We start from the raw sequence: 26,915 nt of genomic DNA on the forward strand, positions 1-26,915 counted from the left end.
ATACGGTATACTTAAAAAATAATTTATGGAGAAAGAGATTTCACACTTTTGGTTGGGATATTTTAAAAATGAAGATGACTTTAATGATTTTGCTGAAGAGAACGAAAGTTATTATACAGAGGAAGAAAATGAAGACCTCTATGTCTCAAAATTTGCTGAATCACAGAATATACAATGGTTCGACTATGATTTTCTGGAATATGGTTTTGAAGATGAAAGCTTAGGGATTTATGAAAAATTTACAGATTATTCTTATGCTGATCAATGGCTTCCGATTGTGGAACAAAAAATCAATGAACTTGGTTTGGAAACTCCGGTCAATGCTATTATTTTCGGCACGAAAAACGTCATTCCCAATCCTGTCTCTGTGAATGAAGAGGAGTATGCACTCTACTACATCGGTGAGATCGAATACCACATATAGTCTGTTATAAAAAGGGCTTCGATAAAGGACTACGAAAATCTGATGAAGGTTTTTGAGGTCCTTTTTCTGTTTTTAAGTACTTCAACTATTTATTTTTTTTAACTATCCTAGGATTAATAATTTATTAATGAAACAAGCTCTGTTTATTGTACTGATATTGCATTTGTTTTTTGTTTCAGGGCAAAAAAAATGTACCCTAAAACTTGAATCTACCACCTCTAATCTTCAAAGTACGGGGATTGTAGAGCTTTCTGTCACGAATGCAGGTAATAGGAAAGTTAAAATCAACAAAGATTTCTCACCTTATAGAATGCAGCTTGTCAAAATTACAGAAAGTAGCCCCAACGTTGGAAATAAAATCAACTATACTGCTGACGTAGATTGTTTCAAAGACTGCATTAAAAGTACAGTGAGACTAAAACCCGGGCAGACTTTTACTTATACCATTCCTGTCAAAGAAACCATTCAGTATACTCAACTGCTCAATGAACATACCTACAGTTTTCACCTGTTTTTTGATCTTATAGATCTTACTTCAGAAGATTGCTCTGTCTATGGATTGAAGGACGATGAGATTATTTACAGGAAAGTAAATCATGAATAAAATTCTACATTTCTTATACTAATTTCCTCTGCTTTTTAAAGTTCAAAATATAAAAAAATAAAACCTTTCAACTGTTGAGGCCTATCTTGACAAAAGGAATGGAAAAGGTTGGGAAGAAAGAATGGAAAAAGCAATCCATGATGTGAAGAAAACATCTAAAAAGTAAGAAAAGATAGTATGGCTTTAGCAAAAAAAGGACTGAGAAGAATGGTCGTAGGTGATCAGATCTTTTACTGGAAAATTAGAAAAATTGTTTCCCATAACGAAAAACATAATGAAGAATATGGAATCCCTGTGCAGCATGAAAGTGAAGGACAGCTTCTTTTGATATACACAGGTTTTTGCAGATCCATTGACTACGGTAGAGAGCCCATGAATATTAGTCCGCAATTCATTAAATCCAAAATAATAGAAGCTATAGATCTGGGATGGAAATTTGATCAGCCCGGAACAGCAGTTAAACTTGTCAACGGAGTGTTGATGAGCCAATAAATTATTCTCCGTATTGAAATCATTCCCTATTTCCAATTTACCGGATTTAAACTATTTTTACAGTCAATGAATATTTACTCTGCCCTGCAGATGGGAGATTACCACACCCATCACTGTGAAGATGATGTCTTAATTAAAAAAATTGGCTCCGATCAATTGTTGTGTGCTGTAATGGATGGCTGCTCTACTGCGATGGACAGTCACTTTGCATCTACTCTTATTGGAAAAATTTTGCGAAAAACAGCCGTCGAAAAAGGTTATAAGGATTTATATGAAAACAATGCTACGAGAACTTTGGATGATCACCTAAAAGAAATTGTGCAAAATCTATTCAAAGAACTGGCTTTTGTTAAGAATCATCTTATGCTGGATGAAAAAGAATTATTATCCACCCTGATCATTCTTCTCTATGACATGAATGAAAATAAAGGTGTTGTTTTATCTATTGGGGACGGTGTAATCTGTATTAATGGCGAAATAACGAAATTTGACAGAGATAATAAACCGGATTATTTAGCCTATCATCTTCATGAAAATTTCGAAGACTGGTATGCTGGTCTGCAGCAAAAAATATGTTTTGATCATTTAACCGATATTTCTATAGCTACTGATGGTATTCTAAGCTTTACTAAAATCAAAAAAACGGATACGGAAGAAAAAATAGATGTTCCACAATATTTAATGACTGAGCGATCATTCATTGACACCGAAGAAATGCTCAACAGAAAACTTAAAAAACTGGAACATCATCACGGATTAAAACCAACGGATGACCTTGCAATAATCAGAATGATACGGTCCCATTAAAATATTTTTTGAAAAAAAAACTTAAATTTACCCGAACACAAAACTAAAAACATTGAAAAAATTCATTCCTCTACTGGCTCTGTTTCTTCTTCTCTATGCCTGCCAAAAAGATGAAAAACCCAATTCAGATCAGAAAAAAGACACAGCCAAAGAAAAAAACATTCAAAAAGATACCATAAGCAATCTTATTTCTGGACAGGACACAAGCGCTCTTCAATTAGCAAAAAAACCATCTGATCTTGTTCCGGACGGATATGAAATCCAGTATGATGCGGAAGGAGATCTCAATCAGGATGGACTGAGTGACGTGGCACTGGTGATTAGAAAAAAAGAAGACACGCTGGCTGGTAGAAAGATGATGATTTTATTAAGGAATACGGATAAAACGTATCGTACTGATAAGATATCAGACACCGTTTTCCCTGATGAATACAACGAATCGGGCTATAAAATGCATGATCCGGAAGATATCTCGATTGAAAATGGAGGTCTGAGCATCAATTTATATGACATTGGGCCAAACGGAAATCAATTCAGCCGATTTAAGTACCTGAACGGCGATCTGCTTCTTACTTATATCGAAACCTATAATATGGGAGCAGGATCTCATTCTGCCCTCTATTATGAACCTCTGAAGGGAAAGCTGATCCATGAAACTGTAAATACCATGGAAGAAGAAATGCCTTCGAAATCTAAAACGATTCACCTTAAAAAAGAAAAGTATTTATTTGAAAAAACGTCTCCGGATGATGTGGTAAGGAAAGCTTATAATGCCGTTCACGAATAAATATTTTCTTTCATTCTCATCAAAAACTACCCCTAAAGTAGTATTTCACAGAAGGTTTATACTTTCTATCTTTATCACCTGGTCATTGGAATGAATTATTCTTTTGACAGACACAAAACGAAGGTAAGATCAATGAGGTGAAAAATGATTACAAAACTTCATGCAAAGTGCAAAGAGTTGAGAAGGCTAAATTTTTAGTCTTCTTTTTATTTATATTGTTTTACTAAATTGAAAAAAAATAAGGTGAGTTTTCAAAAACTCACCTTATTTTATCTCTATAAATTTTTTATTAATGCGCTTCCAGCCAGTTATTTCCGACTCCCACTTCTACCAATAATGGTACTTGTGTTTCTAAAGCACGTTCCATTTCAGTTTTAATCAGTTTTGAAGCGATTTCAATCTCGTCTATCGGAGATTCAAACACCAATTCGTCATGCACCTGAAGAAGCATTTTGGTTTTTAGCTGCTGGGCTTCCAGTTCTTTATCGATTTTGATCATGGCAAGCTTTACAACATCTGCTGCACTTCCCTGAACCGGTGCATTTACAGCATTTCTTTCCGCATGACCTCTTACCACAAAATTATTGGAATTGATATCTTTTAAATGGCGCTTTCGTCCTAAAATAGTTTCTACATAGCCTATCTGACGGGCTTTACTCACCTGCTCTGCCATATATTCCTTTAGTTTCGGATAAGTTTCAAAATAGGCCTCGATCATCTGTTTAGCTTCTGTCCTTGACATTCCGGTCTGTTCTGCCAATGCAAAGGCTCCCTGACCATAGATAATTCCGAAATTCACTGTCTTTGCCTGACCTCTCTGGGTTTTGGAAACCTCTTCCAAAGGAATTTTGAATAGTTTGGCTGCAGTTGAAGCATGGATATCTTCTCCGTTCTGAAAAGCTTTGATCATATTATCTTCTCCTGAAATCTCGGCGATCAAACGAAGTTCAATCTGCGAGTAATCGGCAGAGATGATTTTTTTTCCTTCGCCTGAAACAAAAGCACCTCTGATCTGCTGTCCACGAAGGGTTCTGATCGGGATATTCTGAAGATTTGGGTTGACACTCGCCAGACGACCCGTAGCAGCCGTAGTCTGTGAGAAATTGGTATGAACTCTGCTGTCCTGTTTATCGATCTGTGAAGGCAGTGCATCCACATAGGTTGACTTTAATTTCTGATAGGTTCTGTATTCCAGAATATGCTTGATGATCTCATGCTTCGAGGAAAGTTTCTGAAGAACGTCTTCAGAAGTAGCATATTGTCCGGTTTTTGTTTTTTTGGCTTTAGGATCCAGCTGCATTTTTTCAAACAGGATTTCTCCCAGCTGTTTTGGTGAATTCATATTGAATTCTTCTCCCGAAATCTCAAAAATAGTAGCTTCTAATTGTCTCAGATCGTTTTCAAGGTCGATGCTTTCCTGTGCCAGCCATTTTTCATCCAATGAAATTCCGGACAATTCCATTTTAGCGAGTACCTCCATCAGAGGCATTTCTATGTTAAAAAATAGGTCTTCCAGGTTTTCTTTTTTAAGTTGTGGCGCGAAGAGTTCATACAACTGGAAAGTAATATCTGCATCTTCCGCTGCATAATCGGTCTGTGTTCTCAGATCCGCATCTCTGAAAGTCCCCTGATTTTTACCTTTCTTTCCGATAATGGTTTCAATGGAAACGGGTTTATAATTCAGATAAACTTCTGAAAGATAATCCATCCCGTGCCTTCCGTCCGGATTCAGCAGATAATGAGCGATCATGGTGTCAAACATGGCTCCTTTTACCGTAATATCGTACTGCTTTAATATTTTATAATCGAATTTTAAATTGTGGGCAATTTTCAGCAGATCTTCTTTTTCAAAGAACGGTCTGAAGATTTCCAAAGTCTGAAGGACTTCACCTTTGTCCTCGGATAGAGGGATATAGTAAGCGAGTCCTTTTTTATAAGAAAAACTCATTCCCACAAGCTCCGCTTCCAGTTCGTTCAGAGACGTGGTTTCGGTATCAAAACAGACTGCTTTCTGTTTTAGTAGGTTATTGACCAATACCTTCTGGGCTTTGGGATTGTCCACATACTGATACAGATGGTCATTATGTTCTATACTAGATTTCGTGGAGGTAGCCTGATCCAGTTCTTCAAAATTGGCAAACAGGTCAAGTTGCATAACCTGTCCTTTTATTTCAGCAACTGATGGTTTCTGTTTAACCTCGGCTTCATTCACAACTGCGGTTTCCAGAGGAGCAGAAGCAAAAGCTCTGTAAAGGTTTTCATACAATCTTCTGAATTCAATTTCGTCAAAAACTTCTTTTACTTTCTCGAAATCCGGTGTATCCAGATCATATTGTTCCTGATGAAATTCTACAGGGGCATCACAGATAATGGTGGCTAATTTTTTTGATAAAATTCCACGTTCAGCGGAGGCTTCTACTTTTTCTTTCAGTTTTCCTTTCAGTTTATCCGTATTCTGCAAAAGGGTTTCAATATTACCGAATTCTTTAAGGAATTTCATCGCCGTTTTTTCTCCTACTCCATCCAGTCCGGGGATATTATCCACAGCATCTCCCATCATTGCAAGGAAATCGATGACCTGCTTAGGATCTTCAATCTCGTATTTTGCTTTTACTTCCTCTACTCCCAGGATCTCAATATCTCCACCTTTTAAACCGGGTTTATAAATCTTGATCTTATCGGTTACCAACTGGGCAAAATCTTTATCCGGGGTCACCATAAAAGTGGTATAGCCTTCTTTTTCTGCTTTGCAGGCAATGGTTCCTATGACGTCATCTGCTTCGTAGCCTTCGACCCCCAAAATCGGGATATGCATCGCCTGAAGAATTCTGTGTATGTATGGAATAGCAATTTTGATCGCTTCAGGAGTTTCGCTTCTGTTGGCTTTGTAATCTGAATAATCATCAGTTCTTACACTGGCTTGTCCTACATCAAAAACAACCGCCAGATGAGAAGGCTTTTCTCTTCTGATCAATTCTATCAAAGAGTTGGTAAAACCGAAAATAGCAGAAGTATCCAGTCCTGTACTGGTAAGTCTCGGATTCCTGATCAATGCGTAATATCCTCTAAAAATCATTGCATAAGCATCAATAAGAAAGAGTCTTTTATCTTGTGTTGCGTCCATAATATCTATAATGAACAAATATAAGAAAATAGGAATATTTTCAGGAGTGATGAGTTATAAATTATGAGTGATGAGTTTCGGGGTTCGTAGTGCGGGTTTGAGAGTCGACGACTTTGAGGGTTGTAGAGTATATGGATGTGAAAGGAAATTGCTGGTTGGAAATAATTAAGACAGCTGCCTGGGGTTTCGAATGCTTCAGCCACCAGTAGGAATAGTAAAAAAAAAGAACAACATTTCTGTTGTTCTGTTCTGTTGTTATTTTTTTTAAGACTTGGGTCTATTCATTATTGACCTCCTGGCCACATTCCGCGGTACTCAGAGTTTCCTAAAGTAATAACCTCTGCGCTGATAACAAAGCTGATCAACATGCTGTTGCTGTCGATAGCATCGAAGTCTACTTCATGTTGGATGACATATCCGTTTTCCCACTTCAAAGTCGTTAATGTACCTTCTTCGTGAGATTTATTGAAAGTAACTTCACCTGTTGTAGGCTTATATTTTCCGTTCAATAAACTTTCTAAGATATCAGATTTTTCAGTAGCTTCTACTGTCACTTTGATCAAAGCGTTTGAAGGATCTGATGCTACACGTCCTGAAACATCTGTAGATCTTGATACGCTATAATTAAGCTTTAATAATTTTTGCTCTCCTCCGTTGTTGAATTTTAAGATTCCTCTTGAATTTGCTGCCATGATTGGTGTATTTAATTGTTATATAATATTGTGATTAGTGATTGATTACAGAACAAAGATAGACCCGATATAGGTAAAGAAAAAGTTTTTAGATGTAAATCTGAAATATTGTAGTAATTCTACGATTTGATGTAGTAATTCTACGACTTTTGATTTAACATAATGCTTTAAATGCTTATTCACAAAAGATTTACTGTTGTTTTGAAAAGCAGTAAGAGCTATTGTTTTACACTATTAAGGGAAATAGTATTGTAAATAAGAAGCGAAGGTTTAGAAAAGTCAAAGACTAATTTTACTGAATAAATGAAATGCTTATCAACTATCATTCTCCTGCTTTGAATACCAATAAGTGCTTTGAAAATTTCTCCTCCTTATTCTTACAAAATTTAATTCTTTTTGAGCTTCCTTTAGAAATCTTTTAAGATTCTCACCTTTTTCTACTTCATATAGACTTCTGTATTCAACGTCATTAATAAAAATATCATGACTGTTTTTCAAACAAAATCTAAAATAGACCTTTGAACTTTGCAATATGGTTGATTTTGTTTCATAATCATATGAATAAAATCCTTTAATATCAGTTTTAGGATATTTTTTCTGCTTCCTGTTTCCTTTTTGTATGAAAAGATACTGATCATTAAACCAAATTTTCACCTGAACAGAAATTGCTTTTAAAATCAAATAGCAGGTCACGAAATAAAGCAACGTAAAAATACTCACCAAAGAAAGCCTAAAACCATCTTTGAATAAAAGATAATACAAAGATGCATATAAAAACAGACATGGAATGATCACAAAAGCCGTCCAGACGCTATGGTACGGCAAAACATTTTTAAATGTGAAGATTTTATTTTTTTTCATAGAGAATCTAAAAGTTATAAATCATTTAATTCAAGCATAGTATCTGCCGAAAGATTGTACTATTTTAAATACTTATTTTCTAAAGAATCTTCAGCTTGATTCATCTTACGATTAATGCTGACTTACCATTGTGATTTTTATCGACAATTAAGTAAATAACTTCTTATAATCTAATCAGAAAATAAACTTTTTAATCCACGGGGGGCAATCAGACTGTTCAGGTTTAATTAATACAAACTACTTGTGATATTTTTTCACCTATTCGCCTGTAACGATAGTAATCATTCTATAAATAAATTAGATATAAAAACATTCCTAACAATAATAGTAATGCAAAAACTAACATGATATAAGGAAATATAGAAAGGATTTTTAAAAAGTAATCACATCGTGTGATTTTCTTTTTACCTAAAAGATGATTATTTAAAGTCTCCAAAATAACCTCCCTATTTTGATAATCAATATCTTCTGCCTTGCTAAGATTGATCCATGTTATTAAAGAACAAAATGTTCTTGTTTTATCCTTAATTCTTAAAATGTATCCGCCTCGTTTATTAATAAAATAATAAATGTTATAATTTAAAATCTGGGAGTATTTCGAACTGTAGATTGTTTTCTTACCGTCAACAATCTCCATTTCATCATCTTTCAGTATTACTTCAACTAATTCTGTTCCTTTTTTAACTATTATAAAATTTACAAAACCTAATAAGGAAAGACTACATATAATGAAAACAGTCTGCATTGTAGTATCATTAATTTCGTAGGCAAATAAAACAATAAAATATAATGGTATAGCAACTGCTACTATATTAAAAATAAAGACTTTCCAATCAACTTTTCTAACAGTAACTTTTTTCATTAAAAATTCTTGTGGATTAAATATTCTCTTAAATAACTTCTATAAATAAAATATATAAAATGTACCGTATACTAGAATCAGGGTGAAGACATCCCCATTTTTTAAACAGTTGATAAATATCATATGAAACATAATTGCTCTATGAAATGGTTGCAAATACTTTATCAGATTTTCTGGCTGATAGCATTTTGTAATGAAAAATTCACTTACTAAAAAAGATAGTACAACTACAAAAATTGCTCATGAAGAATAGCCTATTCTTTTTATCCTTATGCTTTCGAAATTCACAAATAGATGATACTTCTCAATAGAAATTACTTAAAATTTATGCATCATTTGCATTGACCGCGATACTATCTGTATTATCATTTGAAAAATCTTCCGCAGCAAGTCTTATGGCATTCTCTGCAAAAAAACTGCTGACAAAAGGTGCTATTAGAGTAATTATACCTCCCGCTACTTTTCCGGAAGTTTCAATGTTTAATATTGTGTTAGCTTTAATCGAAGCTCTACCATTTTCATTATGAATATTGGCTGCACTTCCAACATTCCGCTCATTTATCATTCCCCTTAAATTACCACTTTTATTAGTAATTTTGTCTTTAAGAACAATCCCAAAATCTCCATTTTTCATCTTTATTATTATTTCTTTAAGATCAGGATTATTTTTAAGTGAATATGTTCCTTGCCTCTGTGCTTCAGCAACTCCGCTTTCAAATTTTGCAATATCGCTTTTTGTCGCTTTGTTGTCAACCATTCGCTGTCTAATATTCGGAATATCTTTAGCATCGATAGCTACCGAATATGGATCCCAACTATCGGTTGGCTGAATTAGGTTTGTTGTACTTTCACCTGCTCCCTTAATGTTTTCATAGCTACCATCACCTATTCCCGCATTAATAGATGTGGCAGTGGATGAAGCCAAAGGATTTATTAAAAAATACCCAATTGGTAAGAAACCTAAAAAAATTGCAGTTTGTTTTGCTACATATAGAGACCTTGCTCCTCCTAAGAAACCTCCGACAGGCAAACTAGCACCCATACTAAAACCAAACAAAACTCCAGCAATAAGTCCAGAACCTATATTAACCCATTTTTCAGTATTATTATTTAAAGAAATGCTATTTGCTGCGCTACTTGCAGAAATACGACTTATAAAAGGTAATAAAATCCCACCTTCCTTACATGCTAGCATTGAATTCTTTGTCAATGCCAAATACATATCTTTATTTTTAACTTTATTACTATCAAAATGTACTGTCATATGGTGATTTTTCCACTGACTTTCCTGAAAGCCAATCATTTCGCTACATGTCGGTCGTTGACTCATTTGCCAAAGCCCATATCCAATGGCTGCAATTGCAATTGCCCCTCCAACGATCCAGCCTGCCACGGGAACAGTTGCTGCGGTTGCTGCAACTAAAAGCATTCCTCCTATAACTCCTCCTCCAAAAGCTACAGTCCCTAAACCAGAGCTCCATCCACTTTTACACTCAAAATCCTCTGATAACTTTTTATCTATTTTAACAAGAAAAACTCTATTTTGAGTACCTAATTTCACAGATTTAAATTGTCTGTTATCACTCAGATTAAATTGTTTATAGTCTGAATTTAATTGATTTGTACAAACTGCAAATACATTTTCAGGTAAGTAAACTGCCATATTTATATTATTTAAAAAAAATATATTCCATAATATTCACAAAAATTATCATTATTAAGACTAATATTCCTAAAATAAATACCACCACCTGCCAAGGTTTCATTCTATTGATTATTGAGTATTTCACCTTTTCTCCTTTTGCTACATAAACTCCAAAATTTGGAATAATATTAGGTTGTACAATATTTTTAAGCACTTTTTCATTAAAATGCTTATCAATATAAGGTTTCAAGTATTGAACAAATGCATCTAATTCATCTATATCCTTTTGCTTAGAGAATGGTGCCAAGCCTGTATTACCAACTCTTATTTTAATTACATTACTTTTCGTCTTAATTGTCAGATAACGCAATCCAATATTTCCCAAGTTTTTGATTATTTTAATATCAGATAATTGAATATGATGATTAATACCTCTGAATTTCAGATTTAAGAAATTATCATCTATATTTATAATCCATTCTTTTTCTCTGACCAGATTAGTTAATTGTTTTAAGATAATAATGCTTATTCCTACCACTGTTGTAACTCCAAAAAGAAGCGGTAGGAGAAAGGATATTTTAGGAAATAAAAGATGACTGCCATACAATATTCCAAGCATAATCATTAGACTTGGAAAAATTAACATTAAAGCTAACTTAAGCTCTGTTTTAGCATCAAGACCCTGAAATCGAAACTCTTTATTATTCATATCTGATATATTCTGCGGATGATTTAATGTCTCATTACATATATACAAAAAGACCTTTTCAGGTCTGTTTTTTATAGGTTTTAAAGAATACTTTTATATCAATCAAAAAATTATTTCGTTTTTGCAAGTTCTTTTAGGTTATTTGAGCTTGTCGTATTTCCTAATTCTTCTGCCTTTTGCCAATATTTTTTTGCATTCGGTACATCATTAATCTTAAAATAAGCTACACCTAAATCATTTAATATAATACTACTATCCTCACTCATGGGTTCTAGTGTTTTAAGATATTTTTCAAGTTTAGGGATTGCTTTTTGAGGATCACCGGATTCTAAATAAATGACTCCAGAATATTTCAGAGCATCAGTACTCCCAAATTTCTCAGCCAATTCAAAATGAACTAAAGCTTCTTTGTATCTATTTTCGTTAAAATACTCTATTCCTTGATCCAAATACCGCTCACTATCTTTTTTAAATAAAAATTTGTATGATAGAAAGCCTAACAATAAAACGACTCCTAAAACAGCAATTATTTTTCTCATACTATTAAAATTAAAATTACATAAAATAAATAAAAGAGAATGAATATCTCAAAAATTTTGGTTTTAAACGCATATCTCCCGTATAAATTTAAGCACATCATGAGAATACAAAACATAGAAAAAAACATTTTACCGAAACTAGAGTAATCATAATAAAATAAATCAATAAAAACATTCTTCTTTTGCAGTCCTACATATTTAATATCATCACCTCTACCAAGCTTGGAAAAATCTTTTCTGTTGATAAAAAATGTTATTTCTTTGTTAACACTATTATATAAAATCTCTTTATCCCTTTTTAAATTTGATAAAAACCCTGTCCCAGAGTTATAGAAAATATTAGGATAATCAGAAAGACGAAATCTATAAAAGGGAATCCTTGTAGATGATTTTGTAACATCAATTAATGAGCCCTGGATCGGGATAAGATTATTTTTTAGAGATACTAATCTCAAAGGGATGTACAAAATTCCTATTATTGAGATTATTATAATTATAGTCATTTTCTTATTAAAATTCATGTTCTCTAACTTTGATTCCTTCTCTTGCTTTTACTTCGTCGGTCATTAGACTTTGCATTATTTCGTCCTCTCCATATTTTGACATTAAATTTAATGTAATAAAGTCTCCAACATCTTTAACTAAATTTTCTAAGAGACCTTTGCCAATGGTTGATTTTATCTGGCTGAAGGCATTGGTCTGAATATTCAGGTTAGAATTAGTCGTTGTATTATTAACCTCTGTAATAGATGGAGAGTGATAACCTGTTGTAACAGATGTTGAGGAATTAATATTAATCTGAGTTGTTCTGGGACCTGCAGTATTCCCTGTAGAAGAATGAATAGTTTGAGATCCTATAGTAGTCTGCTGGGCTGTTGTACCAGGCAAGATAATTTCTCCATTAGGAGTAATTATTGTAGTCCTGTTCTGATAAATTGAAATATTCTGCGTCACTGAAGATTGACTGATTTGAGTATTTACATTATCAATTTCTGATCCGCCTCCCCAGAGCCCCCCTTCAGGCGAACTCAGATAATCATAACTTGATGTAGCATTAGATGACTTGTTTTCAGGATTAATAACACCTCCCATTCCAGTTACATCTTTTATCCAATCATAGGTTTTTCCAGTCCCATAGTTTAAGGTAACAACAGATCCTGCTTGAATTAATGCAATCCAATTTTTTGCTTTTATAGCGGTAAATAAAGCCGGTACACCTTGTACTATTCCTTGAAGTAAATTTCCGCCGAAATAAGAAAGGCCAATAATGACAACTGTATTTCTAAGTGTATCAACTCTATTTTTATTTACAATAGCATCAGCATATTCTGCAGAGAAAGTTATAAATATCTTACCTCCAAATAAGCAGTCTAATGTAGAGCTACCGATCAGAGCTTTTTTACCTTCAAAATGGACATTTTGATGAACAGGGGCCCAATCATACATTAATGTTGTCATAGCACATATTGGATAAGTAATTGCAGAGGCAAGTCCTGCTGCTGCTCCACCTGCTGCTCCAGCAGCCATCAATGCACCAAGAGCAACACCAGCAGCTCCTCCTGTAAAAAATATAGCAGCCCCAACTGCAGCACCGATCAATGCTCCGGCAATTACCATTTTTGAACAAATAAAATTCCCACCTGTTCTATCATTAATTGTTGCTAAATTCTTATTTTGTGTCTTTATCGTTGTTTGACTTGAAACCTTTATCTGTTGTTTCTTCATTCCTGAAGAACATACTAACCAGGATCCATCAGGAACATATAAATTACCCATAAGCTTTGATTTTGTTAATTTCGTAGCTAGATTTCGCTACAATAGTATCATTAATATTTTCGATAAAATCGACAATACAACTATCAATAAGGTTATTTTTTATATAATAATTGGATATTAAACTTAAATTATAATTAAAATCATTCCCTAGCAATTCTCTAAAACTTACATTATAAAGTTCCCTGAGGGTTTCTATATTACTTTTTTCTAAAAAGGATTTATTTTCAAGGGTGAGAATGTCGTTATTATGTTCAATAATTCTATTTTTAAACTTTAACAGAATTTTTGAACCAGAAAACAACGATGAATAAAGCTTAACTACAGGACCTTCATTAATCTTATTAACACCGTTATTTTCAAATTTTCCCGGGTACAGAAGATTATACTGAAGATTAGCTTTAATATGAGATAAAGAATCTGTATACACAGGAGCACCATCTTTAATTAATTTATCCAGCATTTCTTTATCATCTGTAACTCCAGACAATTCCTTTTGAACAATACTCCATTGTTCTTCTATTTCATTTTGATTACCAATCTTTTTAATTTGTCCAAAATCATCAATTATCAAAACCACATATTCAAAAGGACGATCAAGCAATGACATTAGTACAAGATAATTATCGTAATGTGGCGAACTGCATTCAATTGTCTTTGATTTTTGACTAATGGCGTATTTATTATTATTTAATTTTTCAATCTCAACGACAATTTCATTCCTTGTAGAATATACTAGGTTTTTAAAATTAAAATATTCATTTTTTGAAATTATTTTATATGCATTTATATCCCGCAACGAATCCTTTTTTTTATATTCAGAACTTAATAAAATCGTATCAATATGCATCGGAATATAGGCACTATGTATTTGTTGTGTTAATAAAGATTGACTATTATGAAAATCCAAAAGTTCGTTTACAGTTCTCCCATACTTTTCCGCAATAGATTCTAATGTGTCATCTCTTTGTATTTCGTATTTAATAAACTCCATCATTAATTAATATCAACTTGCGGTGAACCTGTTATTTTCGTACTTCCTTTAAACACTGCTGATGCAGTTGTTCCTCCTGTTACTGTTACATCATTATGACCAACTATTCCTATTCCATTAGCTCCAAGTGCAATGATATCTCCTTGGATAACAATTTTCCCATCAGAAGTCATTGTAATAGAACTGCTTCCTGTTTCCAATTTTATTTCGGAAGCACTTTTAATGTTTATTTTCCCGGCGTTATCCATTGTTATTGTAGACTTTCCTTTTCCAACATCAATAGTATTGTTTGTCCCAACATTGATCGTATGGTTATTCCCGATATCTTCCGTGCTGTCATTACTTACATATGTATTGATATTTCCTGTTCCACTTAGGGTGACATGATTTCCGTTCCGATCCTTAATTTCTATCCCACAACCATCATGAAATTGGATAATATTACCACTTTTACTGCTTAAACTCATCACATTATTTCCGGCACCACCTCCAGCACCAATGCCTCCATGAAACATTCCTCCCATCACAAAAGGACGATCGGGATGCTGATGAACAAAGTTCACGATGATCTGATCACCTACTTCGGGAACAGACATAAAACCACGGTTTTTATTGACTTTATCACTGCTTCCGGCGTCAGGAGACATGACGCGGATAAATTCGGTGGTATCCTGCCCTGCCTGCCAGTCAAACTGCACTTTCACTCTTCCCTGATCTGAAGGATCACTGTTGGATATTACTTTGGCAAACTGAGGTTCTGCTTTTGGAATTTCAAACTCCGGGCGGGGAATAAATCCTGTGTCTGCTGCAATAGCTTCGAAAGTGCCGTCATAATAACCCCTGGCATCCACTTCATGGGTAACTCCAATGATCATTAATTTTGTAAAATAGGCCGTATCATTGGTATCTGCTTTACGCATTTCAATGTCTGCGGTACATCCCGGATATAAGAACGGAACCGTGGTCGTTCCTGAAGTAATGAAAACCTCAGAGGCTTTACTTCCTGCTGTCCCTTTCTGTGATGCATCAATATCCATAAAGGAAGTCGCTTTAATAGGGGCTACTCTTAATGATGGCGTCTTAAAAGTTCTCTCTGATATTTCATAAGCCCGTTTGGCAATATCAGAAGTATGGCTGATCTTTGAGCTTCCGGTGGTCAGTTTTTCATTTTTACTGCTGTTGTAGCCATAAAAACTCGGATTTACATGCTGGGCTTTCATTTTGATGCCAATATCACTTACGCTGCTGCCGTAGGTAAGCATCACCGGTTTTTCCTGTGGCGGGAGCTTCCCGAAATGCAGTACTTCACCATCATAATAAAACTGTTCTCCGTATGCTTCGGCAATTCTTGCCAGATAATTATAATGCGTTTCTTCGTATTGAGAGCTGTAGGGAACATTTCCATGCTGGGCATCTACCCTGAAATCAAATTTATCCGATCCGAGACCTTCTCTTATGACATGATGCGCAATGCTGTTTAAGCTCACTTCCTGTCCTCCTCCGAAACTCTGGATATGCGGTGCCGCATCCAGTAAAACCGTAGGACTGAATCCGGTAAGGACAATATTTCCCAGGTTACCTTTTTCCTGGCTGAAACCTACTTCTGTAATAACCCCAACAAAATTACGTTCGGGTCCTTCTTCAATGTCTTTATATTGAAATATTACAGTAATTCTCTTTCCTAAAAAATTCTGTGCTTCCTGTAAATTATGGTTTTCCGGCCCTCCCAGAGGTATCATGAGCAAGGGTCAGACTGAATTCATGATGCTTTGAGGCACTCTGAGCCAGTTTAAAATGCTTGAAATGCTTAATAATCTGTCCTTCAATGACAATATCAAGCATAACAACGCGGTTGATCCCGGCAATTAAGCTTTCAGGAATGGCGGCGGCATTGTGTATTTTTGAGGTGGGTTGTTTTGCCCAGACCTTAGTTTCAGTAATGGATGGATTATTGGGAACCAGCGTTTGGTTCATGAACATTTTTGAGTTCTGGGTAGCACCGGAATAGACTTCCTGAGCTTTTTTTGCTGACTTTTTAACGGCTTCATCTGCTTTCTGAAGCTTTTCGTCTATTTTTTGTACGGCAGCACTTTTAAGCTGTTGTGATGCCATTATATTTTTGACACTGCCTTTGGAGCTTGGTCCTTTTATCGATTGATCATCCTTGAACATACTATGTGTTTTTTTTAATTAAAGAATCCATTTTTAACCACTTCAAGATGCTTAAAACATTGTTGAAGATTCATGTTCAATTCTTAAAAAACAAGTTAAATAAGAATTTCTACAGGATCCGTTTTGGGGTCAATTGCCTGAAAATAACAAAACAGAATAGTATATTCCTGCGAATACACTATCCTGTACTAATTTATTTTACTAAGATGATTGTTCAGATTATTTTCCGTCTGAAGGCCACATTCCGCGATACTCAGAGTTACCAAGGGTAATCACTTCTGCGCTGATAACAAAGCTGATCAGCATACTGTTTTCGTCCACGGCATCGAAGTCTACTTCATGCTGGATAACATATCCGTTTTCCCACTTCAAAGTCGTTAATGTACCTTCTTCGTGAGATTTGTTGAAAGTAACTTCACCTGTAGTAGGTTTATACTTTCCGTTCAATAAGCTTTCTAAGATATCAGATTTCTCAGTCGCTTCTACTGTTACTTTGATCAGAGCATTGGAAGGGTCTGATGCTACACGTCCTGAAACGTCTGTAGATCTTGAAACGCTGTAATTAAGCTTTAATAATTTTTGCTCTCCTCCGTTGTTGAATTTTAAGATTCCTCTTGAATTTGCTGCCATGATTGGTAAATTTTAATTGTTAATATTATGTGATTTGGTGATTGATTACATAGCAAATATATAACGTCATATTTTGATAAAAAAGCTTTTGGATATAAAATTGAAAATTTGTAGTAATTCTACGATTTCATGTAGTAATTCTACGATAGTAGATTTAAAAAACAATATTAATCAATTGAATTTAAAACAATTAAGTGGAAAACAAAGAATTGCATCTGAAGTACAATTTTACACTTAAAAGAGAAATAACCTACTCTTTTCAAGACCCTGAAGCAAATTCCCGACAATCTCTTAGGCTGATTTTATCACACAAAAAAACCGTCACTAAAGTAACGGCTATAAGTTTTTTACTGCTAGTTTTTTATTTATTGCTGTACCCGGTTTCCTTCTCTTATGGATCGTGAAAGAATTTTATTTTTTCTCAAAAGAAAATCAGGCATAAGATCGGTTGGAAGATAAAGAGGGCTCTCCCCTTTCTTTTGCAGTTCTTCTACAATCCCGGGATTCCAGGCGAGAATGTCGCTCATTCCAATGTTTAATTCACTGGCAATGATGTCCAGATTAAATCCGGCATTGATCTCTGTTTCCTGCAGAGGTACCCCTGCATTCCTTCCACTGCCTCCTTCAGTAAAGAAAACTTTATTAAGTCTGGAAGAATTATAGTTACTCAAAACACTTTCCAGCTCACCCGTAGCATAGCATGCATTCAGATACTTCTTAACATGATTGATGGTTTCTCCCGGCAGGTATTTGGAAAACAGATGATATTGGCTGGAACCCGCAGCCTCCATCGCTTTGGCAATATTTCCTTCTCCACAGTTGTAGGCTGCTACTACGGTAATCCAGTCTCCATATTTTCTGTAAAGGTTGCCTAAAGAAACCACAGCGGTCTTGGTACTTTTATAAACATCTGTACGGTTCTGTTCTGTAAGACCATATTGGTTGGCATGAGCGGTCATAAACTGCCATATTCCTACCGCACCGGCTCCAGAGGTAATATTCCTATTAAAATGTGACTCAATAAGGGCAAGATTTCTTAAATGTTTTGGAAGGCCTTTCTGTACCAGAGAATATTCGATGAATTCAACGATTTCCTTATTGGCATTTATAATATTGTTGTACTTTCTTACGCTGTTTTCCGAAGTATCGGAGGCAGCAAGAAACTGTCCCTTCACCATCATAAAACTCCCTGCCAGCATCAATCCTGTAAAGATATTTTTGACTATGGTTTTCATTTTAATTCCTTATGTTTTTCTTCAAAGAAAGTTCATAAGCCTGCAGGCACATTGACTTTTGAACTTATCAACTTTCTTTGTTTATTGTTAATCTACTTTCCAGCTTATTTTTTCCTCCTCGCTGTTCCAGTCTACATGGAGCGTCTGTCCGGATTTCACTTCTTCTCTTACGATCATCTTTGAAATCGGTCTGGCCAGTTGGGCACGGATCACTCCGGAAATCTGTCTTGCTCCGTATTTACTGCTGAATCCGCCTAATGCAAGATTTTTCACGGCTTCGTCTGTGATCTTCAAGCTCATTCCTAGTCTTGTCAGTGAAGTATGAAGTGATTTCAGCTGAATGTTGAAAATTCTCTCTGCAATAGATTCCGTAATCGGTGCAAAAGGAATAATCTCTGTAATCCTTGCTAAAAACTCCGGTCTGAATCTTCCTGAATTGGACATAATCTGCATCAGCGAAGATGATTCCGGAACTTTACCTTCTTCAAACTGTTTGACAATCTCTTCACTGCCTATATTGGAAGTGAATAAAATGATAGCATTGCTGAAATCACCTTCTTTTCCCAGTTTATCATGAACCTTTCCTTCATCCATGATCTGTAAAAACACATCAAAAACGGAATGGTGCGCTTTTTCAATTTCATCAAATAAAACAACGGTATAAGGTTGCTGCCTTATCTTATTCACCAGCATTCCTCCTTCTTCATACCCTACATATCCCGGAGGCGCTCCGTATAATAATGCTGCTGAATGCTCTTCTTTAAATTCTGACATATCAAAACGAACCATGGCTTTCTCATCATTGAAAAGCAATTCTGCCATAGATTTTGCCAGCTCGGTTTTTCCGGTCCCGGTAGGTCCCAGAAGGAAAAATGATCCGATAGGCTGCCCAGGTTTGTTAAGTCCGCTTCGGTTTTCAACGATGGCATCCGACAGAATTTTCAGGGCATGATCCTGGCCCACTACTCTGTTCAATAAAAGAGATTCCATGTTCAGAAGTTTTTCTTTTTCCTGGGCCTGAATCTTCCCGATTGGAATGTTTGTTTTTGCCGCCATCACTGCTGCCAGTTCCAGACGGTCTACTTTTTCTCTCTTTTTGGCCGCATGCTGTAAAAGCTCTGCATAAGTATCATCGATAATTTTATGGATCTGATCAACAGGCATCGAATTGTCGATAGCGGGTTGCTCACTTAAAGATCCCCAAAGAATTGGACTTATTTTGTCTCTCAGAAGATTATAGTTCCAGATCAGTTCATTCGCCTGATCTTTAGTGTCGGTATATTCTTCTTTTAAAATCGTTTCATAGGTTTCTTTCCAGGCTGCCAGTTCTTTTTCTGAAAGTTCATCCAGCATTTTAATGGCGGCCATGGTCCGGTCCAGGAGGTCAATCGCTGCATCAGGCAGTTTTTTCCCTTTTGCATATCTTTTTGCCAGACGTACGCACTCCGGAATGGATGTTTTTTCTACTTCAATCCCGTGATGCTTCTTGTAGCCATCGAGAAGAACATCGATCATTTTTACGCAGGTTTGCTCATCCGGCTCATTGACCGTCAAGACTTCAAAACGACGGTTAAATGCCTGTTCGGGCTCAATAATTTTTCTATATTCCTCCTGTGTTGTAGCTCCGATTACGGTAATTTCTCCTCTTGCCAGTTCAGGCTTCAGAAGGTTGGCTACATTTCCAATGCTTCCTTTAGGATCTAAAAGGGTATGGATTTCATCAATGAAAAGAACTGCTTTTTCAATTTTTTTACATTCATTGATAACTTTTTTAAGACGGTCTTCGATTTCACCTTTGTAAGATGTTCCTGCTAATAATGCACCTGTGTCCAGTTCAAGAAGCGTAGCATTTTTAAGCATTTCGGGTACATTTCCTTTGGTAATTTCAGTTGCAAAACCTTCTACCAAGGCTGTTTTTCCTACACCAGGCTCACCGATAATGATTACATTGGGCTTACTTCTCCGGCAAAGGATTTCAACAAGCATTCTGAGTTCTTTGTCTCTTCCTATAATATTTTCCAGATCTCCTTTTCTGGCCTGCGCCGTTCTGTCTACACAATAGCTTTTGATGGATGGAAATGATGAATCTGTGAAGTCTGATCCGTTTGAAAAAATTGAGGAAAAATCACCGTCTTCAGATACGGCGAAAGGAGTATCTTTTCTGTATAAATTAAAAATTTCATGTTCTCTGAGCGGGAGTGATTTCAATTGCTGCAATGAAAAAACAACCTGTGGCTTTACAATAGCCGTAAGGATACAGATGGGTGTGATCTCATCCAAGCCTAATTTTAAACGGATATCATCTGCCTCCTCAACAAGAGCGTCTACGGCCTCATCCTGACGTACCTCATCGGGAAGATGCGCTGTCTTTGGGTAATCTTCAATGCGGACATCCGCCCACTCATAAAAGTAGCCGGGATCTTTATCGATGCTTTTCAGGAATTCATTAAGACCAATATCTTTATGCATTAAGGCCTGTAAAATATGAGGGCCGCCATATGTTGCATTATAATTTTCCTTCGCTATCGACTGAGCAATATGAAATAGCTGTTTTACTGTTTCGTTGGTTACTAGTACTCCCATTTATAATTTTTCTAATATTAATATGTCTGTGTTCTTGATCTTAGTTTCAGATGATTTGGTGTTATCTGTCAAAAAATACATTTTTACAAATATATCTATTTTATACAAAATGTATAGAGGGTTAAAGATAGTTAATTCTTTGATTAGAGAAGTAATAAGTTTTTGGGTATGCTTTTATTTTACCTCGGTAATTTTTTGACGAATGCTTCTGAATAGAAAAAAATATGTACAGGATTCCAGATGAATTATTTGGGATTGTATCATTTTCCAAATCTGTAATTTTTTTCTTCCCCGAAGTTTTTATATTCAATTTCAGGCAAAAAAGACCGTCTTTTAAGGGACGATCTTTTTCTATGAATGTTGATGTGTAATAGTGTCTTATTTAAGATGGCCATGCTCCGCTATACTTGGAATTTCCAAAGTCTATTGTTTCTGCGCTGATTACAAAACTGATCAGCATGCTGTTCTCGTCAATCGCATCGAAACTCATCTGATGCTCGATTACATAGCCATTTTCCCAGTTTAAAGTGATCAGTGTCCCCTCTTCATGAGATTTGTTAAAAGTAACTTCGCCAGTTGTAGGCTTGTATTTGCCATTCAGTAAACTTTCCAGAATATCTGATTTTTCGGTCGCTTCAACTGTTATTTTAATCAGTGCATTAGACGGATCTGATGCTACACGTCCTGAAACGTCTGTAGATCTGGATACACTGTATTTCAGTTTCAATAATTTCTGTCCTTCTCCGCCATTGAATTTTAAGATTCCTCTTGAATTTCCTGCCATGATCGTCAAATTTAACAGTTATTAATATTTTGTGATGTGGTGATTGTTTAACAAATATAAAGCGCTTATTTGTATCCTGAAAGCATTTGAATATAAATTTCAAAAATTGTAGTAGTTCTACGACTTTTTGTAGTAATTCTACGACTTTGGATTTAAGAATCCCTCTTATAGATCATGAGCAGGCGTTTTGCTTTTACTGGTCATTACAGAAATAAAAGGGTATTTTACACTTATATGAGAAATAGCGTCTCTTTTTGAGTACGCGAACCATTATTTTTGTTTAAGAGGTTGAGGGGTGACGGGATGCTGGTGTTTGAGAATTAAGGTGCAGGATTTTTGTTTCGTTATACAGATCACGAAACTGGAGCATCAAAGGATTTGAGTGTCTGAGTTTATCAATCTAAAATAACCTTACCCTTTGCCTAAAAATCTCATGTCTCAAGTCTGTTATCTACGGTCTGTTATCTGATGTCTCTTATCTAATATATCTTATCCTCACTTTCTAAAAACAAAAAAGCAGAAGTTAAACTCCTGCTTTTGTATGATCAAAATTACTGTTTAATGCTTGGTGTATTCCGGTGCCTCCACGGTCTGAGTGGTCGGCATAAAGTATTCATTAAGCCAGTAGAAGGTTTGTCCGTTCTGCTGGATTTTCACTGCCGGATCGTTTCTGTGGGAAAGCATTCTGTCTGCCAGTTCCTTATAATCCTTGAAATACTTTCTTACTCTTTCATTCAAAACGATTTTAGGTTTTTTCCAGCCTTTCAGCTTGTATTTTGACATCAGCTCATCTTCGGAATTATCAAAACCTGTACTCATTCCTACAGCATAAGACATTGGTTTCTCATAGAGTTCAGACTTATCCAGGAATTTTAAGGTTGGATTGTATTTTTTCAGAAGCTTGATGTATTCTTTAATCGCTCTGGATTGACTGAAATCAGCTTTTTCAGCTCCAGTTTTAAGATAGACTTCGGTGTAGAAATTTTTCAGGTTATCGTATTCTGTTTCAGAGATAAGAATTCCTTTTTCTATACCTGGTTTGAAATCTTTCAATTCTTTGGGAATATAGCCTTTTACCAGGAATGGATTTCCATAGTTGATCAGCTGTGCTGCAATTCCTGCAGAAACCGGGTTGGTAAGACCTGGGAACAGATATTTATATTTTAAATCTACATCTGTTCTTCCGGCTCCTACTGAAGAGTGGAAATATTCATTAAGTGATTTGTCAATGGTCTGATTGTCTAAAGTTACCTGCGCAATCAAGCTGTCTACAGATTTTTTCAGGTACCCCGGCGTTGCAACATCACCTTTTTTAGGAAAAATAACAAATCCCTGGGACATACTCTGTTTTGGATAATCTAACGAAAAGAACCCGGCATCACCTTCGATAAGGCTGAAGTTATTTTTTGTAAGAACATCACTTTGGTTAATGATTTTCTCTTTTTTAAGTTCTGCAATATTTTTCGCTGTATTGGTCACTACGTTTTCAGCCATCAATACAAAGTCATTGTAGGTGTCAGATGACCTTGCGCTGGTCTGGAACATGATCAATCTGGCCTGTGCCTGTGTAAGAGAACTGATGACGCTGTACATATTTCCGCTCTGGTTGGCAGAAGTACCTACCGTGACCACAATATTGGTTTCATCCGGAACATTTGAAAGAAGATTTCCTGCAGCTGACAGGGCTTCGCCTACAGGCTGATATCCGCTGTTGCTTGCACAGTTCATTTCATTGGTTTTTTCGGTAATGAATGTTGTGATCTTGCTGTAATCAGTACTTAAGTTCGAAACCAGAACATTTTCTCCGCATGGATTATTTTTATACAAAACAACGCCATATTTTACACCGTTGAAATAAGAAGGTTTTTCAAATCTAAGCTGAAGATCCTGAAGAAGAGATTTTACGATCGGCGCATAGGGTGCATTAGGAGCACTTACGTCAAGGGCAAAAACAATGTTGATATTTTTATCTCTTTCTGTGATTTCTCTGTAACGGTCAAAAATAATTTTTTCCCCCAGAACGTTAAATATATAATTTTTACTGTAATCTAAAATATTGGTAAAATATTTTGTCTTGGAATCCGGTGCTGGAGCTTCATCTAAGGGAAGGTTGACCGGATAAATATTTTCCAGAGGCGTTCTTTTATGGGTTTCTGTAAGCAAAACTGCAGTTCTGCTCTCTGCATCTGCTGCTCCCGGATACCCTTCATGTATTCCTAAAGCTGATTCGGTAACCTTGGTATCATTTTTCAGTTTTACGGCAGAACGTTCACCCCATGCAGAGATAACATTGGCATTCACCCATCCGTAAAGATTGGTACTGATGCTGTCTATATCAATGGAGGGCTTTTTACCTACCAAGAACCGCTTATTATTTTCAGCCTGCTTATAAACATACACCATCTGTCCATTTGGAATTTTAACGTTGGCTGTTTCTATAAGGCTTGGTGAATTGAACACCATAATAGAGTCATTTTTATAGTATCTCTCGGCACTTCGAATGACTTCACTGTTATTCGGAACAACAGCGACTCTTACAGGATATCCTGTTTTTTCGCTTTTCAAGGAATTGTTCCATAGAAGAAGATCGGTTTCAGGAATCCATCCATAGGTTTTAATGGATTTTGATGAAACTTTTTTCATTAAAGCATCGGGAATATATTCCGCTACTTTTACCATTCCATCTCTATGCTTCAGAACCATTAAAGGTTCCAGAAATTTAACTTCTTTATAAGACTTTTCGTCGCTTTTATCAAGATAAGCTGTATTTCTTGACCTGTCTGAAATAACGATCCAGGGAACGGCCTTTTTAGGGTATCCGTTCACTACCGGGGAATTTTCTATCTGTCCGTACTTTGAAGGTTCAGGGGTCCTTTTAGATGGCAGCTTCACCTGACAGCTCGTTATTAATACTGATAATCCGATATAATATGCTGCTAGAGGAAATTTATTTTTCATCCTATTTTATTTTTATGATTGGTGGATCCGGAAATCCGGATTGTATTATTTGCTTTGGTTGATATCAACTTTCGTTACACAGTTCTGCTTATCATCTAAGTTCACTTTTACACTCTGAATGACAACGTTTTTATCAAACTGAAGTCCGGCACAGTACATGTAGAAATTATTAGCCTTGCTGTCGCTTACTTTTACCACTGTGTTTTCATTGTTACACAAATAAGTTCGCAACAGGTAGTTGTAATGCATATTAAAACTGTTTCCATTGGCAATCTGCTGAAGGTGATATTTGAAATCATCATCCACCTTTTTATAAGAATCTTCTACCGGTACTTCATCTTGCTCCAGGGAGTTGTAAGCCGGAAGAATTTTGATCATGTGATAAATCGGTTCCTGGTTTTCTTCGGTAAACAAGGTCACCCGGTAATCGCCCGGCTTTTTATACGAGTAGATGGTCATTTTCTCTTTGGCATCTGTATTTCCCGTTTCCCCAAACTTCCATGCAAACTGAGTCGCATCTGAAACTGCACGAAACTGTACATTTTCATTCTGCATAGCCTGAGCAGGAGCTTCTATGATCGTTGCAATCCTGGCGCTATCTTTTGGCTTCACATATCTGGCCGAAACCATGACAGGAAAAGTTTTGGTGTACTTGTTATCAATGATCAAACTCACCGAATAATATCCCGGTTTATCATAAAAGTGGATCCCTCTGTTTTGGTCAGAAGTTTTTCCGTCCCCAAAATTCCATCTTTTGGTTTTTGCAAACTGGGTTTTATCCTCAAATAAAAGGGTATCTCCCACAGATAGTGAGGAAGGATAGACTACTCCTACAATATCATCGGCAGAATGAATGACTTTTTTCTGCAGCCACAGCGCGACGAGGGCCGCAATAAGCAGCGTCGCGATAACACCAATAATAATGTTCTTTTTGTTTTTTTGAAAATAGTTCATAGTTAAGTGATTGTGATGTGTTTATTCCTTTAATGTTTATTTCTTTGATTACTGAGTTCTTTCCCTCATTGCATTGTTTCTCTCATAAAGACGATCCTGTGTATTCTTAAACCCGATCCTGCAGTCTTCTACATCTTTTTCGAATTTTTTCACATCTTCTGTAGTCGTAGAAATCACTTTCTTGTCTTCAAAATACATTTTATAGAATTTGGCAATCTGCGGATAGGCATCCTTGCGAATATCCATAACATCGTTACCATGAAAATAGCTCGCCAGCCCATTAATGCCATTATAGATATTATTTTCCAGGAAAGGTTCCGGAGATTTATCTGTAATCTTGCTGATCATGACATAGGTACTGTCCATTTCAGGCTGTATAATCTTTTGCTGACGTTCAAATGCGGCTTTCTGCTCAAGGCTCTGAAGTCCTCGCACATCTTCATCTGAAAATGGGGATTCGTAGCCTTTTAAAAAGATAATTCCAAGGAATATCAACGCTGCGACAAGCATCAGTATTAAATAAAGAAACTGATAATGCCTTTCTTTTTTGGATAGTGTAATGTGTCCCTGCATATGTTTTCTTTTTTATCTTCTTTTACCTGTAAAATTTCTTGTAGGATCTTTTTTAAGCTGATCATTGGCTCTTCCTACTTTTCCCATACATTCTTCAAGATCTCTCAAGACGGTCTTTTTGTTGTACTCTACTTTGATAATATCGCCCTTTAAATTTATCATTGGTTCTACCTGCTTCATCAGAACGGCATAATGCTTAAAGTTATCAACACTGTCTTTACCCATGATATTTTTCACTTCTCTCACCTCATCCATAATTCTGGTTTTGAGGAAAACATCATTCTGCACCTTGTTAATATTAAGTTGATTCATATGCTCGTAGATATTATCAACCTGCGTTTTCAGGACGTCGCCACGGGCCATCAGATCTCTATATGCATCTGCTTCTCTGGTGATCCCTTCCCTCTGAATACTGTAGCTTTTGAAAAAGAGGAATAAGCACACAAAAGATACCACCGATAGAACGGCGAAAGATAGGATAAACCTCCAAATGCCTATTCGGACATCAGATTTGTTTAATTTTTTTTCCCTGTTAGTAGACATATGTTTGCGATTTGTTTGGCCTGTGAAAATATAAAAAAAAAAATTTATGTACAATACGTATTTTCCCTAAGGCATTTTGGGGAAAACCCTAATTAACCTAAGTTTAATTTCCACTTTCATAAGTTTTTCATAAATTAGGCCTCTGAATTTTAAATATCTTATACCAAATC

General features: G+C 35.7%; 23 protein-coding genes. 5 read left to right on the top strand and 18 right to left on the bottom strand.

Translation table 11 applies throughout. The features are described from left to right. The first annotated feature begins 25 nt into the window (after positions 1–25). The 5 genes from BW964_RS08695 to BW964_RS08715 all read left to right on the top strand — a co-directional run bounded on the left by BW964_RS08695 (position 26) and on the right by BW964_RS08715 (position 3,114). Positions 26–424 (top strand): immunity 22 family protein, encoded by a 399-nt coding sequence (locus BW964_RS08695; protein ID WP_084175725.1) that lies wholly within the window; start codon positions 26–28, stop codon positions 422–424. A 127-nt stretch (positions 425–551) separates the two neighbouring features. Then, positions 552–1,028 carry a hypothetical protein gene (locus BW964_RS08700; RefSeq protein ID WP_076506431.1) on the top strand — a complete coding sequence of 159 codons (477 nt, stop codon included), beginning with the start codon at positions 552–554 and terminating at the stop codon, positions 1,026–1,028. A 177-nt stretch (positions 1,029–1,205) separates the two neighbouring features. Continuing rightward, the gene (locus BW964_RS08705; RefSeq protein WP_076506432.1) at positions 1,206–1,520 is read left to right on the top strand and encodes a hypothetical protein; all 315 of its coding nucleotides are present in this window, start codon (positions 1,206–1,208) and stop codon (positions 1,518–1,520) included. 66 nt (positions 1,521–1,586) lie between these two features. Continuing rightward, positions 1,587–2,327: a protein phosphatase 2C domain-containing protein gene (locus BW964_RS08710; protein WP_076506434.1), complete on the top strand. Its 741-nt coding sequence runs from the start codon at positions 1,587–1,589 to the stop codon at positions 2,325–2,327. A 52-nt stretch (positions 2,328–2,379) separates the two neighbouring features. Then, complete coding sequence (locus tag BW964_RS08715; RefSeq protein ID WP_076506435.1) at positions 2,380–3,114, top strand: hypothetical protein; 735 nt, start codon at positions 2,380–2,382, stop codon at positions 3,112–3,114. A 289-nt stretch (positions 3,115–3,403) separates the two neighbouring features. Here the strand turns inward: BW964_RS08715 and polA are convergent, their stop codons facing one another. The 18 genes from polA to tssO form a co-directional block, all read right to left on the bottom strand. Continuing rightward, on the bottom strand, positions 3,404–6,238 hold the full coding sequence (gene polA / locus BW964_RS08720) for a DNA polymerase I (RefSeq protein ID WP_076506437.1): 2,835 nt from the start codon (positions 6,236–6,238) through the stop codon (positions 3,404–3,406). A gap of 284 nt (positions 6,239–6,522) precedes the next feature. After that, positions 6,523–6,930 (bottom strand): type VI secretion system tube protein TssD, encoded by a 408-nt coding sequence (gene tssD, locus BW964_RS08725; protein ID WP_175550373.1) that lies wholly within the window; start codon positions 6,928–6,930, stop codon positions 6,523–6,525. Positions 6,931–8,077: 1,147 nt separating this feature from the next. Further along, on the bottom strand, positions 8,078–8,653 hold the full coding sequence (locus tag BW964_RS08735) for a hypothetical protein (protein WP_076506440.1): 576 nt from the start codon (positions 8,651–8,653) through the stop codon (positions 8,078–8,080). A 325-nt stretch (positions 8,654–8,978) separates the two neighbouring features. Further along, positions 8,979–10,316 (bottom strand): hypothetical protein, encoded by a 1,338-nt coding sequence (locus BW964_RS08740; RefSeq protein ID WP_076506441.1) that lies wholly within the window; start codon positions 10,314–10,316, stop codon positions 8,979–8,981. A gap of 7 nt (positions 10,317–10,323) precedes the next feature. After that, on the bottom strand, positions 10,324–11,007 hold the full coding sequence (locus tag BW964_RS08745) for a hypothetical protein (RefSeq protein ID WP_076506443.1): 684 nt from the start codon (positions 11,005–11,007) through the stop codon (positions 10,324–10,326). 110 nt (positions 11,008–11,117) lie between these two features. Further along, positions 11,118–11,546: a tetratricopeptide repeat protein gene (locus tag BW964_RS08750; protein WP_076506445.1), complete on the bottom strand. Its 429-nt coding sequence runs from the start codon at positions 11,544–11,546 to the stop codon at positions 11,118–11,120. Between the two features lie 510 nt (positions 11,547–12,056). Then, positions 12,057–13,322, bottom strand: a complete 1,266-nt coding sequence (locus tag BW964_RS08760) for a PAAR-like protein (RefSeq protein ID WP_076506449.1) — start codon at positions 13,320–13,322, stop codon at positions 12,057–12,059. Continuing rightward, positions 13,315–14,316, bottom strand: coding sequence for a LysM peptidoglycan-binding domain-containing protein (locus tag BW964_RS08765; RefSeq protein WP_076506450.1), 1,002 nt, complete (start codon positions 14,314–14,316; stop codon positions 13,315–13,317). Before BW964_RS08765 ends, BW964_RS08760 begins: the two co-directional genes overlap by 8 nt. After that, positions 14,316–16,052 carry a type VI secretion system Vgr family protein gene (locus BW964_RS08770; RefSeq protein WP_317044334.1) on the bottom strand — a complete coding sequence of 579 codons (1,737 nt, stop codon included), beginning with the start codon at positions 16,050–16,052 and terminating at the stop codon, positions 14,316–14,318. The genes BW964_RS08765 and BW964_RS08770 overlap by 1 nt, the downstream gene beginning before the upstream one ends. After that, on the bottom strand, positions 16,021–16,485 hold the full coding sequence (locus BW964_RS22880; RefSeq protein WP_317044335.1) for a hypothetical protein: 465 nt from the start codon (positions 16,483–16,485) through the stop codon (positions 16,021–16,023). The genes BW964_RS08770 and BW964_RS22880 overlap by 32 nt, the downstream gene beginning before the upstream one ends. Positions 16,486–16,704: 219 nt before the next feature. Next, positions 16,705–17,115 carry a type VI secretion system tube protein TssD gene (gene tssD, locus BW964_RS08775; RefSeq protein ID WP_175550372.1) on the bottom strand — a complete coding sequence of 137 codons (411 nt, stop codon included), beginning with the start codon at positions 17,113–17,115 and terminating at the stop codon, positions 16,705–16,707. Between the two features lie 365 nt (positions 17,116–17,480). Then, positions 17,481–18,350, bottom strand: a complete 870-nt coding sequence (locus BW964_RS08780; RefSeq protein ID WP_084175728.1) for a lytic transglycosylase domain-containing protein — start codon at positions 18,348–18,350, stop codon at positions 17,481–17,483. Between the two features lie 87 nt (positions 18,351–18,437). Further along, positions 18,438–20,933 carry an ATP-dependent Clp protease ATP-binding subunit gene (locus BW964_RS08785; RefSeq protein ID WP_076506452.1) on the bottom strand — a complete coding sequence of 832 codons (2,496 nt, stop codon included), beginning with the start codon at positions 20,931–20,933 and terminating at the stop codon, positions 18,438–18,440. 382 nt (positions 20,934–21,315) lie between these two features. Continuing rightward, positions 21,316–21,717: a type VI secretion system tube protein TssD gene (tssD, locus tag BW964_RS08790; RefSeq protein ID WP_076506454.1), complete on the bottom strand. Its 402-nt coding sequence runs from the start codon at positions 21,715–21,717 to the stop codon at positions 21,316–21,318. A 558-nt stretch (positions 21,718–22,275) separates the two neighbouring features. Further along, positions 22,276–24,675 carry a type VI secretion system protein TssR domain-containing protein gene (gene tssR, locus BW964_RS08795; RefSeq protein ID WP_076506456.1) on the bottom strand — a complete coding sequence of 800 codons (2,400 nt, stop codon included), beginning with the start codon at positions 24,673–24,675 and terminating at the stop codon, positions 22,276–22,278. 45 nt (positions 24,676–24,720) lie between these two features. Then, a complete protein-coding gene (locus BW964_RS08800; RefSeq protein ID WP_076506458.1) occupies positions 24,721–25,629 on the bottom strand; it encodes a PKD domain-containing protein in 909 nt (302 codons plus the stop codon). 48 nt (positions 25,630–25,677) lie between these two features. Further along, on the bottom strand, positions 25,678–26,202 hold the full coding sequence (locus tag BW964_RS08805; RefSeq protein WP_076506460.1) for a type VI secretion system transmembrane protein TssO: 525 nt from the start codon (positions 26,200–26,202) through the stop codon (positions 25,678–25,680). 12 nt (positions 26,203–26,214) lie between these two features. Next, positions 26,215–26,745 (bottom strand): type VI secretion system TssO, encoded by a 531-nt coding sequence (gene tssO / locus BW964_RS08810; protein WP_076506462.1) that lies wholly within the window; start codon positions 26,743–26,745, stop codon positions 26,215–26,217. Positions 26,746–26,915 lie beyond the last annotated feature (170 nt).

The sequence above is a fragment of the Chryseobacterium shigense genome, from assembly GCF_900156575.1.
Taxonomy (GTDB): Bacteria; Bacteroidota; Bacteroidia; order Flavobacteriales; family Weeksellaceae; genus Chryseobacterium; species Chryseobacterium shigense.

Excerpts from the sequence above, each read along its gene's own strand:
- BW964_RS08785 (WP_076506452.1), bottom strand. The coding sequence starts at position 20,933 with ATGGGAGTACTAGTAACCAACGAAACAGTAAAACAGCTATTTCATATT.
- BW964_RS08770 (WP_317044334.1), bottom strand. The coding sequence starts at position 16,052 with ATGATACCTCTGGGAGGGCCGGAAAACCATAATTTACAGGAAGCACAG.
- BW964_RS08745 (WP_076506443.1), bottom strand. The coding sequence starts at position 11,007 with ATGAATAATAAAGAGTTTCGATTTCAGGGTCTTGATGCTAAAACAGAG.
- BW964_RS08765 (WP_076506450.1), bottom strand. The coding sequence starts at position 14,316 with ATGATGGAGTTTATTAAATACGAAATACAAAGAGATGACACATTAGAA.
- tssD (WP_175550372.1), bottom strand. The coding sequence starts at position 17,115 with ATGGCAGCAAATTCAAGAGGAATCTTAAAATTCAACAACGGAGGAGAG.
- tssD (WP_175550373.1), bottom strand. The coding sequence starts at position 6,930 with ATGGCAGCAAATTCAAGAGGAATCTTAAAATTCAACAACGGAGGAGAG.
- BW964_RS22880 (WP_317044335.1), bottom strand. The coding sequence starts at position 16,485 with ATGTTCAAGGATGATCAATCGATAAAAGGACCAAGCTCCAAAGGCAGT.
- polA (WP_076506437.1), bottom strand. The coding sequence starts at position 6,238 with ATGGACGCAACACAAGATAAAAGACTCTTTCTTATTGATGCTTATGCA.
- BW964_RS08760 (WP_076506449.1), bottom strand. The coding sequence starts at position 13,322 with ATGGGTAATTTATATGTTCCTGATGGATCCTGGTTAGTATGTTCTTCA.
- BW964_RS08805 (WP_076506460.1), bottom strand. The coding sequence starts at position 26,202 with ATGCAGGGACACATTACACTATCCAAAAAAGAAAGGCATTATCAGTTT.
- BW964_RS08705 (WP_076506432.1), top strand. The coding sequence starts at position 1,206 with ATGGCTTTAGCAAAAAAAGGACTGAGAAGAATGGTCGTAGGTGATCAG.
- BW964_RS08800 (WP_076506458.1), bottom strand. The coding sequence starts at position 25,629 with ATGAACTATTTTCAAAAAAACAAAAAGAACATTATTATTGGTGTTATC.
- BW964_RS08700 (WP_076506431.1), top strand. The coding sequence starts at position 552 with ATGAAACAAGCTCTGTTTATTGTACTGATATTGCATTTGTTTTTTGTT.
- tssD (WP_076506454.1), bottom strand. The coding sequence starts at position 21,717 with ATGGCAGGAAATTCAAGAGGAATCTTAAAATTCAATGGCGGAGAAGGA.
- BW964_RS08740 (WP_076506441.1), bottom strand. The coding sequence starts at position 10,316 with ATGGCAGTTTACTTACCTGAAAATGTATTTGCAGTTTGTACAAATCAA.
- tssR (WP_076506456.1), bottom strand. The coding sequence starts at position 24,675 with ATGAAAAATAAATTTCCTCTAGCAGCATATTATATCGGATTATCAGTA.
- BW964_RS08695 (WP_084175725.1), top strand. The coding sequence starts at position 26 with ATGGAGAAAGAGATTTCACACTTTTGGTTGGGATATTTTAAAAATGAA.
- BW964_RS08780 (WP_084175728.1), bottom strand. The coding sequence starts at position 18,350 with ATGAAAACCATAGTCAAAAATATCTTTACAGGATTGATGCTGGCAGGG.
- BW964_RS08735 (WP_076506440.1), bottom strand. The coding sequence starts at position 8,653 with ATGAAAAAAGTTACTGTTAGAAAAGTTGATTGGAAAGTCTTTATTTTT.
- BW964_RS08750 (WP_076506445.1), bottom strand. The coding sequence starts at position 11,546 with ATGAGAAAAATAATTGCTGTTTTAGGAGTCGTTTTATTGTTAGGCTTT.
- tssO (WP_076506462.1), bottom strand. The coding sequence starts at position 26,745 with ATGTCTACTAACAGGGAAAAAAAATTAAACAAATCTGATGTCCGAATA.
- BW964_RS08710 (WP_076506434.1), top strand. The coding sequence starts at position 1,587 with ATGAATATTTACTCTGCCCTGCAGATGGGAGATTACCACACCCATCAC.